The 13,089-nt window shown below is 34.2% G+C and carries 9 protein-coding genes; 3 read left to right on the forward strand and 6 right to left on the reverse strand.

The features are described 5' to 3' along the window. Positions 1–75 precede the first annotated feature (75 nt). From L1276_RS16885 to L1276_RS16905, 5 genes are all read right to left on the reverse strand, one after another. Entirely contained in the window at positions 76–4,167 is a 4,092-nt protein-coding gene (locus tag L1276_RS16885; RefSeq protein WP_253789802.1) for a two-component regulator propeller domain-containing protein, read from the reverse strand. Between the two features lie 221 nt (positions 4,168–4,388). Continuing rightward, on the reverse strand, positions 4,389–6,017 hold the full coding sequence (locus L1276_RS16890; RefSeq protein ID WP_253789804.1) for a hypothetical protein: 1,629 nt from the start codon (positions 6,015–6,017) through the stop codon (positions 4,389–4,391). A 213-nt stretch (positions 6,018–6,230) separates the two neighbouring features. Then, positions 6,231–7,415, reverse strand: a complete 1,185-nt coding sequence (gene uxuA, locus L1276_RS16895; protein ID WP_253789806.1) for a mannonate dehydratase — start codon at positions 7,413–7,415, stop codon at positions 6,231–6,233. 126 nt (positions 7,416–7,541) lie between these two features. Further along, on the reverse strand, positions 7,542–8,354 hold the full coding sequence (locus L1276_RS16900) for an SDR family oxidoreductase (RefSeq protein ID WP_253789808.1): 813 nt from the start codon (positions 8,352–8,354) through the stop codon (positions 7,542–7,544). A gap of 39 nt (positions 8,355–8,393) precedes the next feature. Then, positions 8,394–8,843, reverse strand: a complete 450-nt coding sequence (locus L1276_RS16905; protein ID WP_253789809.1) for a YhcH/YjgK/YiaL family protein — start codon at positions 8,841–8,843, stop codon at positions 8,394–8,396. A 217-nt stretch (positions 8,844–9,060) separates the two neighbouring features. Here L1276_RS16905 and L1276_RS16910 point away from each other — a divergent pair, with 217 nt between their 5' ends. Further along, positions 9,061–10,074 carry a substrate-binding domain-containing protein gene (locus L1276_RS16910; protein ID WP_371924200.1) on the forward strand — a complete coding sequence of 338 codons (1,014 nt, stop codon included), beginning with the start codon at positions 9,061–9,063 and terminating at the stop codon, positions 10,072–10,074. Between the two features lie 97 nt (positions 10,075–10,171). Here L1276_RS16910 and L1276_RS16915 read toward each other — a convergent pair whose 3' ends face one another. After that, a complete protein-coding gene (locus L1276_RS16915; protein WP_253789811.1) occupies positions 10,172–11,341 on the reverse strand; it encodes a DUF4861 family protein in 1,170 nt (389 codons plus the stop codon). Positions 11,342–11,508: 167 nt separating this feature from the next. Between L1276_RS16915 and L1276_RS16920 the strand changes: the two genes are divergently transcribed. Both L1276_RS16920 and L1276_RS16925 read left to right on the forward strand, forming a co-directional pair. Next, positions 11,509–11,973 carry an NUDIX domain-containing protein gene (locus L1276_RS16920; RefSeq protein WP_253789813.1) on the forward strand — a complete coding sequence of 155 codons (465 nt, stop codon included), beginning with the start codon at positions 11,509–11,511 and terminating at the stop codon, positions 11,971–11,973. Between the two features lie 91 nt (positions 11,974–12,064). Beyond that, a complete protein-coding gene (locus L1276_RS16925) occupies positions 12,065–12,703 on the forward strand; it encodes an HAD family phosphatase (protein WP_253789815.1) in 639 nt (212 codons plus the stop codon). Positions 12,704–13,089: the final 386 nt, after the last annotated feature.

Raw genomic sequence — 13,089 nt, forward strand, 5'->3', positions numbered from 1 at the left:
AACGATATAGAAATACAAAAAAGGGTATCTAAAAATACAGATACCCTTTTTTAAGCCTTTAAAACAGTGGATTTTTTAAATTACTACAGATGATTTGTAAAACTTATCTGCGTATTGAGACGGAGTGTCTCCATATTTTTTTTGAAAGCATTTGCTAAAGTATTTCGGATTATTAAAACCAACTTTATAACTTATTTCAGAAACCGTTAATTTGTTTTGTTCCAATAATTGCGCGGCACGTTTTAATCGTATTTCGTGAATAAATTCATTTGGCGTGCAATTTGTCCAGGCTTTTATTTTTAAAAACAGCATCGTGCGGCTTACGCCTAATTCTGAACAGAAAAAAGGAATATCGAATTGTTCGTTTGAAATATTTTCTTCTACAATTTTAAATGCTTTTTTCAGTAATTCTTCGTCCAGAGATGAAACCGTAATTTCTGACGGAATAAAACCGTCTTCACTGGAAAATTTAAGTTTTAAGCGTTCGGCTGAATTTAAAAGGTTTTTAACGCGGAGTCTAAACTCAATTAAATTAAACGGCTTGCTGATGTAATCATCCGCGCCGCTTTCTAATCCTTCAAATTTATAAACTAATGAAGATCTGGAAGTCAGTAAAATAACCGGGATATGGCTGGTTTTAATGTTTTCCTTTATTTTAGAACAAAGCTCAGTTCCTACCATTTCAGGCATGATAACATCACTGATAATCAAATTCGGAACAAATTTCAAAGCTTTTTCAAAGGCAATTTTTCCATTTTCGGCTTCAATAATGTTGTAGTCTTTTTTGAGCAGGTTTTTCATGAACTTTCTTAAAACCTTGTGATCTTCAACAATTAAAATTGTCTGCTTTTCCTCATTAACAATCAAATCGTCAAGATCTTCATTTTCGATAATTTCCGAAGGTTCCATCTGAGCTGTGTATTGCGCAATATCATCACTGATTTTAAAATCAGGAATAATTTCATTTTCCAAAAGATGTTCGCGTCCAAGCGGAAGAGCCACTTTAAAAATGACACCGCCTGTTGGTTTATTGGTAACATCGATTGTGCCTTTGTGCAGTTTTACGATGTTTTTTACTATTGAAAGTCCAATTCCGGTTCCTTTATTATAATTTTTCTGAACCTGATTGTGCATTGGAATTTCAAAAAACAAATCAAAAATCTTATCAATATGTTCTTCGGAAATGCCGACACCAGAATCTTCAACGGCAATAAAAAGATTTTCCTGATCGTGATTTATTTTGATATGGATAGAACCGCCTTTTGGAGTATATCTAAAGGCATTCGAAATCAAATTATAAAATACACGTTCCAATTTATATCGGTCAAAGTACAACAGAATTTCTTCATTTTCAGCTTCAAAAGTATAATCATAACCGCCGTCTTTGGCATATTCTATAAAGGATAAAAAGATTTCTTTGGTGAATTTTACAATATTTCCGTTAGCTGATTCCAATGTTGCCTGATCATTTTCGAGTTTTCTAAAATCCATTAAACGGTTAATCAAACTCAAAAGATGATTCGCACTTCCTTCAATTACCAAAAGCTTTTTGTACATTTCATTCGTTCCGTTATAATCGGCCAGAATTTGCTGTAAAGGCCCTAAAATCAAAGTTAAAGGCGTTCTGAATTCGTGCGAAATATTAGTAAAGAAATCCAGTTTGGCACGATTGGTTTCTTCAATACGTTTGGTTTCCAGATATTCCATTTCTAGTTTTTGTTTCAGTCTGGCTTTCGATTTCATAATCCAGATTAAACCATATAATCCTAAACCAATGACAATTCCATACAGCAAAAATGCCCAGATACTGCGCCACGGAGCCGGATTTACAACGACTGTAAGAGTAGTGGGAGTTTTATTCCAAACTCCGTCGTTATTGGCACCTCGCACTTCAAAAGTATAAGTTCCGGGATTTTGTATCGCAAAATTAGCTTCGCTGTTTTTGGTTGTGGTCCAGTTGTTTTCCAATCCAGTTAAACGGTAGCTGTACAGGTTATTTTTGGATCGAATGTAATTGGGAATCGCAAAGTTTATAGAGAAATTGGCTTTGTCATAATCCAGTGTTATAGTTTGCGTAAAACCAATGCTTTTATCTAAAATTCCGTCTTTGTCGTTAGCATTTATGGTTTCGTTTTTGATTTTTAAATCCGTAATTAAAACCTGCGGTGCATATTGATTTAATGAAATTTTTGCGGCATCAAAATAAGCAGCACCAGACGGACTTCCAAAATAAAATTGATTGGAATCTAGTTTTAAAGCCGAATTATCATTGAATTCATTACTTGCCAATCCGTCTTTTTGATCATAAATAACAACGTTTTTTTTGGTTGTATTGTATTTGATAATTCCCTGATTCGTGCTGATCCATAAGTTTTTATCATCATCTTCCAAAATAGAATGGATAGAAGTAATAACCGTATTTCCAATTTTTAGATTGATGCGATTGAATTTTTTTCCATCAAAATAATGCAGTCCTTTTGCTTTTGTACCTACCCAGATTTTATTTTGAGAATCCTGAAATAAGGTCAAAATATCATCGCCAGATAAAGAGGAATGATCGTAAAAGAAATGTTGAATGCTATATTTCTCGGTATTGAAATTTTTTAATGGAATGCGGTTTAAACCATTTTGAGTACCAACCCAAAGCCAGTTTTGTTTGTCAACTAAAATTGTACGAAGGATATTATTGGTCAGGAAAACGGGTTTTGTATTGTCATTTCCAATAGAATGAAAGGTTTTATTTGACGTATTGTAACGAATCAAGCCTTTTCCAAAAGTTCCAATCCATAGAATATTTCCTTCGGTCTTAAGCGAATAAACACCAGTTTCTTTCAATAATGAAATTAAATCTGGAGCTATCCTGTTGTCTTCAATTCTTTTTGAAACGGTATTATAAGCCGATAAACCTTTAGAAAAAGTCCCAATCCATAAAATATTATTATCAGAAAGACACATCGATTTAATGTCATTTTTATTCGCCTGGCCAGTTTTACTGTTGATATAATTTACAGCTTCGGTTTTAGTATTGTAAATAGTGATTCCGCCTCCTTCGGTTCCAAAATAAATAGAAGCATTTTTATCGGCAATAATCGAACTGACAACATCAAAACTCATCGGAATCTTTTTTGAATTCTGATTGTAATTGGAGAAATTGACATTTGAAATGTCCCAAAGATTTACGCCTTTATAATAACAGCCAATCCAGATAGAACCTTTTTTATCCATAAAAACTGACTTTACTTTGTCGATTCCGTTGCTGTTATTGCTGTTGTTAATTTTTTGAAGACTTTTATCTTCTCCTAAAATGTAGATTCCGTCATAAGCGCCAATCCACAAAGAACCATGACTGTCAAGTACTAAAGAGCGAATATCAGGATTGATTTCGCTGTATTTCGCAGCATCTAAAAAAGGAACAAAAGTTTTCTGTTTTTGATCGAATTTTAAAAGTCCCTTATTTTTTGTTCCCACCCATAAATTACCATTTTTATCTTCAATAACCGATTGTACATTTAATAAATCAGTTGTATTTAAAGGATAATTTTTAAACGAAAATTTACCGCCTTTTCTGCTTGTTAAAAGGCATAAACCTTTTGTTGTTCCTATCCAGATTTCGCCTTTTTTGGTCTTTAAAATACTTAAAATATTATTGCTGGGGAGAGTAGAGGCGTCAGTATCTGAATGAAAAACAGAAGTGAAATTTCCGGTACTTTTATTTAAAATCGTTAATCCTTTTGAAGTTCCAAACCACATTTCACCGCCAATTTCCCGGATACTCCAAACTGCATTATTACTTATCGTATGATTGGCTTTGGTATGAAGATATCTTGTAAATTTATTTGAAACAGGATCGTAACAATTTAATCCATTGTAAGTTCCCACCCAGATTTTCCCTGAACTATCTTCTTCAATAGCCAAAATATCGTTATTGCTGATGGAATGTTTATCGTTGGCATCATTCCTGAAAATAGTAAATCTGCTGCCATCATATTTATTAAGTCCGTCGCGCGTACCAAACCACATCTGCCCAAATTTATCCTGATGAATAGCAATGACCGAACTCTGTGAAAGTCCGTCGGTTGTTGAGATATTTTTGAGGCGGTATTTATTTTGGGAAAACAAATTTCCTGAAATAAATAAGATTACGAGAAAAGCTATTTTGTACCTCATAATGTTTAGATTTTATTGTGTAGTTTTTTGCGACAGATTTATTGGATTAAAAGGATTATTTTGCCACGAATCGCACTAATTTCCACTAATTAAATTCGTGATAATTTGTAAAATTCGTGGCAAAATAATCTTACCCAAACCTTTGTCAAAGTTTTAAACTTTGACAAAGGTAGTTTGTGTTGAAATCTTTTTAATCTGTGAAATCTGTGGCAAAAAAACATTTATTTCAAACGACTTTTTAATTGATAATCGTACAGTGACGGAATCTTCTCAATTAGCTTATTCAAAAATTCAATATAAGGATCAACGTCGTATTTGATTTCAAATTTCGTGTTTCCATGTACGCCAATAATTCTGGCGAAAGCGCCGTCTTTCATTCCGTATAATAAAACCGGTTTTGTTTGATCCGGATTTGAAACCTGAACATTTAAATTCCAAAACGTACTGAAAGGTCCGTGTGAAGGTTTCCAATAATCAGCACCGCCACCGCCAAATAAAAGATAACTATTGTTTTTGTCAGGTGTAATATGAACGGTAATTTTATCAAATAAATTTTGATGATTCGCCCCCGAATGCTGATCTAAAAGCGCATCGTCAAAAATCTCACAATCTTGATATACATTCTTAGTAGAAAATGTATTGAAACTCAACGGATGAACCGCCTTATTATAGATTTTTAAATTCTTAACTAAAACATTATGAACGCCTCCCAAAGTTACGGTATAATGTGACAAATGTGGTCCATCAGTTATAATATCCTGAACCGTTACATTTGAGATTTCTTCGCCCAGGATTCCGCTGTCGGCATTTGTGATTTTTACATCTTTTACCCAGCTGTTAAAAAGACGCGTTAAGAAAATGGCATTATTTCCCGGTTCCACATGATGCGCTACTCTCGGAATATCGGGAAATGTAAAACGAAGATGTTCAATTCCCACTTCATTTAAATGTTTCCATTCTACCAATTGTGCCTGATAATTTGACTTGATAGAAATAGTCAAAGGCGTTTTTAGAGTAATTTTTGAACCCGAAATCTTAGCAATTTCAACCTGTTGTCTTACAATTGGAAGTTTAGGAAACTGCCAATGATGCGAACCCGGTTTTACTTTTGCGCCTTGATACAAGTCTTTAATGATTTCACCATTTTCTCCTTCTTTATTAAACAATTGTAACTCAACAATATCTCCAACTTTCAAATTCTTTATTTCAGAAACGGTGATCGTAAATTCACCCATTTTTCCGGAACTGACTTTCGCCAGAACATTAGATTCGGGTTCGTATTTATCGAGATACGATTTTACACGTTCACCCGGAATCTGCGTCCAGATAAAACCGCCGGACCACGCATATTGAGAAAAAGGCAAGTCGACATTATTTTCAGATTCGCGTTGTCTTTTATCAAATGTGGTTAGGTATTCACGAAGTTCCGCCAGAGATTCAGGATTTTTAAGATACATCATCGGTCTAGGGCAGTAAATTTCAGTTCCATTATCGTCAGAACCTGCACCGCGAAGTACAAAATTGTTCCTTTCGATGTAGAGAATATCACTTAGAATAATTCGGCCAGCAGGCAATTGCAGAATGACATTTCCATCAACAGCATTAGCTGCTTTTAAGGCTTTTAACAAAGCTTTTGAATCGTCTAAATTATCATTTGCTTTTACGCCAAAATCTATGGCATTAATAATTTTTCCATTTGATTCTGGAAGCTGGCTTTCGCCGAAGTGATAGCCTGCATAACTAAAATCAGGAAGATAGTTTGTTTTTGAAGTAATAATTTTAGGTAAATCCTGCGCCAATATGGTATTCATAAAAAAGCCACAGGAGACAATAATGGCTTGGCGAATCATGGTTTTGTGGTTGTTTGTGGTTAGTTAGTTTTTGTTTTGCCGCTAAGGTGCTGAGGCGCAAAGATTTTTTTCTTTCACGCAGATTTAAAAAGATTTAAGCAGATAAACGCAGATAATTTATTCAAAATTAAAATCTGCCAAATCTGCGTGAAAAAATCTTTTTAATCTTGGCTTAAAAAATCTTCGAGTCTTAGTGCCTTAGCGGCAAATAAATTATATAGATCGCTTAATCCCTAATTCAAGTCCGCGTAATTCTGCCAGACCTCTTAAACGGCCAATTGCAGAATAACCCGGATTTGTTTTTTTCTTTAAATCATCCAGCATTTGATGTCCGTGATCCGGACGCATTGGTAATTTACTGTTGTTTCTTTCTTCAACTTCTAGTATCGCTTTTACAACTTCATACATATCAACATCACCTTCAAGATGATTCGCTTCATAGAAACTTCCTTCTTCATCTCTTTGCGTACTTCTTAAGTGAATAAAATTCATTTTATCTCCGTGACGTCTTACAATTCCAGGTAAATCATTATCAGCTCTAACGCCGTAAGAGCCTGTACACATAGTAAATCCGTTTGATTGAGACGGCGCAGCATTCATTAATTCAATCAAATCTTCTTCGGTACTAACAACTCTTGGTAAACCTAAAATAGGGTAGGGCGGATCGTCAGGATGAATTGCCATCAAAACACCTTTACTTTCGGCAACCGGAATAATCTGTTGTAGAAAGTAGAATAAATTGTTTTTTAAAGCCTGTCTGTCTATATGATTGTAGGCACTTAATGTTACTAAGAAATCTTCAACAGTATACGCTTCTTCAGCACCCGGAAGTCCAGCCAGAATGTTTCGTTGCAGTTTTATTTTATCTTCATCTGTCATCGCTTCAAAATAGCTTTTGGCTTTTTGAGTCTGCTCTGCCGAATATTCTTTTTCTGCTCCTGGTCTTTTCAAAATAAACAATTCAAAAGCAGCAAAAGCATTAATGTCAAAACGCAAAGCTTTTGAACCATCTTCAACCGTATATGCCAAATCAGTTCTTGACCAGTCTAAAACAGGCATAAAATTGTAACAAACGCATTTAATACCGCATAAAGCCAGATTGCGAATGCTTTCTTTATAATTTTCAATGTATTGAAGATAATTTCCCGTTTGTTTTTTAATGTCTTCATGAACCGGAATACTTTCTACAACCGACCAGGTTAAGCCCGAAGCGCCTTTTTTTGGATCGCTGTTTTCGTGTTCAATCTCTACTTTCCGTTTAATAATTTCGTCAATGCTCCAAACTTCACCGTTTGGAATATGGTGTAAAGCCGTTACAATTCCGGTTGCTCCGGTTTGTGCAATATCTTGTAAAGAAACAGGATCATTTGGTCCGAACCATCTTAATGTTTGTTCCATTTGTTATGTGTTTTTTGGTTTGTTCTCCTGCAAGGTTTTCAAAACCTTGTAGGTATTTTTTAGTTTATAATAGTCTATAATTTAAACCTACAAGGTTTTGAAAACCTTTGCAGGACGTGAGAAATTTTAAATACTTGTTGCAGCAAATCCGCCGTCCACTTTTAAGATTGTTCCCGTAACGAATTTTGACATATCGCTGCATAAAAATAAAAGCGCGCCGTCAATGTCTTCCGGAGTTCCAAATCTTCCCATTGGCGTATGATCGATAATTTTTTCACCTCTTGGAGTCAGTTTTCCTTCTGGAGTCAGCAATAAGGCACGGTTTTGTTCTCCAATAAAAAATCCGGGAGAAATGGCATTTACACGAATTCCTTCTCCATATTTTTGTGCTAACTCAACCGCCATCCATTGTGTAAAATTGTCAATTGCCGCTTTTGAAGCAGAATATCCCACAACTCTCGTTAAAGGTCTTTGTGCCGATGCCGATGAAATATTGATAATGTTTCCTGATTTCTGTTTTGAAAAAAGCTCCGCAAAAACCTGAGTCGGCAGCATGGTTCCAATAATATTCAAATCGACCACTTTTTGTAAATCATCCGTTTTCATATCATAAACAGACTGATCCGGCTGAATAGTTGCGCCCGGCATATTTCCTCCGGCAGCATTAATTAAAATGTCAAGTCGGCCGTATTTTTCAACGATGAAGTTTTTTGCTTTTTCTAATTCTTCTTGGTTTAAAACATTCGCCTGAACGGCAAAACCCTGTCCGCCATTAGCTTCTATGTTTTTTACGGTTTTCTCAGCTTTTTCAATCGATTGAGAAACGATTCCCACAATTACGCCCTGCTGGGCTAAAACATTTGCAAACCTGCTTCCTAATACTCCGGCTCCGCCCGTTATAAGTGCAATTTTTCCTTTTAGATTAAATATTGAATCCATTTCTATTTATATTATTTATAATTTTTCAACTTGAAACTTTTATATTTTTACTTTAAATACCAGTTTTTTCAAAAAGCCTTCGCCAATCATTGCGGCATGAACATCTTCTGGAAATAAAATAGCAAATTGTTTTTCCTGAAGTTCAAAAAACATATCCGGTTTGTCATGAAAAAAACGAACATCTTTTTCGCCGCTGTAATCACCGTTTGGATGCACACATTTTTCTCTGGGTTTCCAGGCAAATGTTTCCGGTCCTTGAATCGAGATCTGAATGTCGATATTTTTATCGTGGCATTCAAAACCCTTAATGCTTTCTTCTCTGGTGTTTCCATCACCATGAATAACAATTAGTTTCAATCCTTCTGTAATTTCAAAAGCGCCTGCTTCAAGACTGGCAATGTCAGTTTGGTTTACATATTCAAAAGCTTTTTGAAAATTAGGATGCAAACCGTAATATTTTGCTGCATTTTGTAATGAATCTATAATCATTTTATATGAGTTTTATTTTGATTTTTTAAAACAAATTGTACAAAAAATGTTGTCACTTTTATATTATGTGTATTTTTACGTGTGCGTACACGGTATTTTACAAATGTATGTAAATTGTAATGCAAAACAACTTATTTTTGCTAAAAAAAATAATTTTTACGAGCAGACCTTTTATTATTTTAACTAAAAAAGAATTAATATCATAACTATAAAAAAAATTGCGGAACTAGCGAATGTTTCTCCCGGAACAGTTGACAGGATTATTCATAATAGAGGGCAGGCCGCACAGGAAACGGTAGATAAAGTCAATGCTATAATTGAAGAGTTTGGCTACAAGCGTAATATTCTGGCGAGTAATCTGGCTTTGAATAAAAAGTTTCATTTTGCCGTTTTTCTTCCAAAATATGAAAAGCTCGAATATTGGAAAAGTCAGGTTGAGGGAATCGAAAAAGCAGCTCAGGAGTTTAGTAAATTCGGAATTGTATTGGATTATTTCTTTTATGATTATAATTTGGCTTCTTTTAAAGAATCAGTTAAAAAAGTAATGGCTTTTAACTGCGACGGATTGTTGTTTGCGCCTATTTTTTATGAAGATTCGGTACAATTTTTAAATGATTACAAAAAGAAAGATATTCCGGTTGTCATGATCGATTCAAATATTTCGAATGATGACAATCACGCTTATGTGGGGCAGGATGCTTTTCAAAGCGGCTATCTGGCAGGACGGCTTATTAGTTTTGCAGTAAAAAATGAAAGACATGTTCTGATTTTTAAAATCACGCGTGAAATAGAAAGTACATCGGTTTATTTACAGAGAATTAAAGGATTTTATTCTTTTTTTGAAGACAATGAAGAACTTACCAATTTTAAATTTTCAGAAGTTACTTTAAAAGATTCCAGAATTGATCAGCTCAATCTGGATATGTTTTCTGGAATCAGCAGTGTTTTTGTACCCAATTCCAGAGCTTATCTTGTTGCCCGATTCTTGGAACAAAACGATATAAAAGGGGTGAGAATTATTGGCTTTGATTTATTAAAAGAAAATATAGAATACTTAAATAAAGGTGTAATCGATTTTTTAATCAATCAAAGACCGGAAGATCAAGGTTATATGGGAATTAACTACTTATACAAAAAACTGGTTCTTAAGGAAGAGGCAGAACGAACGCATTATATTCCGTTAGAAATTATTCTAAAAGAGAATTATTTTCCTGCGAGTAAATCAGTTTGATAGCAGGTTTACGAATAAACCCGACAGGTTTTTTAAAACCTGTCGGGTTTCCAAAATAGGAATAAAAATCTTGTCTCTTAGCGGCTTCACAGCAAAATCATTTCTTAACCTTTACAATCAAAGGATTATTAATTTTTTCTGCGAAAGAACTTAAATATTTTTCCCATTCTTGTTTGGTTTGAAACGGACTTCCTTTTTTCCATCCAAAACCGGCATAATAAACCGCTTTATTATTTTTAACGGAGATATTGCCGTAAAGGTTGCTTAAATCTTTTTCCTCAGTAATATGATTGTCAAAACTTAACAGCGTATTTTTTGGGGCAACTAAACCAGTTCCAATTTCAGAATCGTCGATTGGTTCCCAATAACTCAACCAGCCTTCTTTTAAATCAGCTCCTGTTATTCCTTTTTTATCATGAAGCGTCAATCCGGCTGCAATAGATTTTGTTCCCGTAATATTGATTTCGAAACGCGAAAGCTGACTTCCATAATCTAAACTGATTAATTTTGATTCGGTTATTTTATTGCCTTTTGCATCCCAGTCGGCGTAAGTTAAAATAAAACTCGTCCTGAGTGGTCCTTTTGTAATGGTTTTCCAGCTGACGAAATTTTTAGAGAAATAATATTTGCCGTCAATATTTACGGCAATTCCGCCCACACCACGGCTGTCTCCCACGTGAAAATTATCCAAACCTTCACCTGTATCTTTATGATAGGTTCCCGTTCCGTTAGTCGCTTTTTCGTACCATTTATTGATGATAGGATAATCCACTCTTTTCAGCCAGGCATCAATTCCGCTGGTTAAAGTACCGCCGGGAATTTTATCTTCCACCATTTTCTGCGCAACAGGACCGTAAGTTCTAAAAGCGACTTTGTTGTTTTCCCAAGCGTAATCGTCTGTTCGTTCGGGAACAAAGCGGGAATAACAAGTAACAATTTTAGATGCTGAAGGATTTGTTTCAATTAAAATTTCAAAATCCTGTTTAGAAGAAGCTTTTATTTTCGGCTGAAACAAAAGTACATCCATAATTCCGTCGCCATCGTTGTCTACGGTCTGAGTTTCTAAAAATGAATTGGAGCTAAGATCTTTTGCAGCATAATTTTCAAGTTTTGCATCTGGGGCTAATCCAAGGGATTTTTTTGTTAGTTCTATCGTTTCAAATTCTCGGTCAATTTTTAAATTATTGCTGATGGTTATAATTTTATTTTGAGACTGGATTGTAAAAACTCCCGCCAGAATTGCGGTGAATAGGAAATATTTTTTCAAAATAGGATGTTTTAAATTTTTGTTTCTTTTATTTCATAAAAATACAAATCTAATAGTACGCATAAATACAAAAAAGGTGTAATTATGTACAGAATATTGATAATGAGGTGAATTTGAAAAATAGTTATGAATTTAATCCTATCTTTAAATATTAAAATCAGATCAAAATGAAACAAAGCGCCGGAATATTACTATATAAGTTTGTAGACAAAACTGTATTTTTCTTTTTGGTTCACCCAGGCGGACCGTTTTGGAAAAATAAAGATCTGGAAAGCTGGTCCATTCCTAAAGGTGAATTTACAGATGATGAAAATCCGCTTGATGCCGCCATACGTGAGTTTAAAGAAGAAACCAGTTTTGAGGTGGATGGGGATTTTATTAAACTGGAATATGTAAAGCTTAAATCGGGTAAGATTGTTCATGCCTGGGCAGTTGATTTTGATCTTGATGAAACTCTAATAAAAAGTAATGATTTTGAAATAGAATGGCCTCCAAAATCAGGAAAATTAGAAAGTTTTCCTGAAATTGACAAAGGAGAATGGTTTCAAACAGATGAAGCTTTAAAGAAAATAAATCCTGCACAAGCCGATTTTATTGTACAGATGATTTCTAAAATTGCAGCTACTCTTTAAAACGATTATTCCTTTTTGATATATTTTTTGTAATTTACATTCTTGTCCTCTGATAAGGTTTATCAGATTAATTAAAATGTAAATAAAGATTATGGAAGTAAAATGCATTATTTTCGACTGCGATGGGGTGTTAGTGGATACTGAAAAAATTGGTAACGGAATATTACTTGAAATGGCAGCCGAACATGGATTCGAAATGGAAATTGAAGATGCTTATCGAAATTTTAACGGACGGAATTTAAAAGATTGTTTTCGCCATATTGAAGAAGCAATCGATCAAAAACTTCCAGAAACTTTTGAAGCCGAATATCGTCAGAGGAGTTTTAATGCATTTAAAACTCAGGTAAAACCAATGGAAGGTGTAGTTTCATTTATCGAAAACTTAAAAATTCCGTATTGTGTGGCTTCGAGCGGGCCGGTTGAAAAAATCAGATTGAATCTTGAAGTGGCGGGTTTACTGGACAAATTCGAAAATAAAATATTCAGTTCTTATCAAATTAACAGCTGGAAACCAGAACCGGGAATTTTTCTGCATGCTGCCAAAGAAATGGGCTTTGATGTAAAAGACTGCATCGTTCTTGAAGACAGCAAGGCAGGTGTGAAATCGGGAATCAGCGGCGGATTTAAAGTATTTGGTTTGGCAAACGGTTTTAATAATACTGATTTAGAAGATGAAGGAGCAGTTCTTTTTCATACTTATAAAGAGTTGAGCGAGATAATTGCGGTTTAAAGGTTTTGTTTCAGGTTAAACCTGTAGGGTTTAGTTGCACGAAAGAGCTTGGGAAGAAGTCACAAACTATATCTGTATTTTATGTCATTCCTCCTTCCTCGGAATGAAAAGATTTTACCTGCAAAAATTTTGGAATTTGGAATTTCAAGATTTAATCTTATAATTACTAAAAAGTTTGATTAAAATGTAATTTGTTGCATTAAAATAAATTTTTATATATTTGAATTTCGACATTCTCTTTTTTGATTTGATAATAATGAATAATTGTTATTCGAACATTTAAAAAAAAGAATGTTTTTTTGCCTAGAAAATGGCTTTCCCAAAGAGTCATTTTTTAAAGTTGTGATTTCCCAAAAATCACTTCATAACCTACAGACATAAACAAA

Origin of the sequence: Flavobacterium sp. HSC-32F16, from assembly GCF_024171645.1 — a bacterium.
Classification (GTDB): domain Bacteria; phylum Bacteroidota; class Bacteroidia; order Flavobacteriales; family Flavobacteriaceae; genus Flavobacterium.

What these genes read in the sequence shown, in the direction of transcription:
- L1276_RS16925 (WP_253789815.1), top strand. Translation starts at nt 12,065, where the DNA reads ATGGAAGTAAAATGCATTATTTTCGACTGCGATGGGGTGTTAGTGGAT.
- L1276_RS16885 (WP_253789802.1), bottom strand. Translation starts at nt 4,167, where the DNA reads ATGAGGTACAAAATAGCTTTTCTCGTAATCTTATTTATTTCAGGAAAT.
- L1276_RS16900 (WP_253789808.1), bottom strand. Translation starts at nt 8,354, where the DNA reads ATGGATTCAATATTTAATCTAAAAGGAAAAATTGCACTTATAACGGGC.
- L1276_RS16890 (WP_253789804.1), bottom strand. Translation starts at nt 6,017, where the DNA reads ATGATTCGCCAAGCCATTATTGTCTCCTGTGGCTTTTTTATGAATACC.
- uxuA (WP_253789806.1), bottom strand. Translation starts at nt 7,415, where the DNA reads ATGGAACAAACATTAAGATGGTTCGGACCAAATGATCCTGTTTCTTTA.
- L1276_RS16905 (WP_253789809.1), bottom strand. Translation starts at nt 8,843, where the DNA reads ATGATTATAGATTCATTACAAAATGCAGCAAAATATTACGGTTTGCAT.
- L1276_RS16920 (WP_253789813.1), top strand. Translation starts at nt 11,509, where the DNA reads ATGAAACAAAGCGCCGGAATATTACTATATAAGTTTGTAGACAAAACT.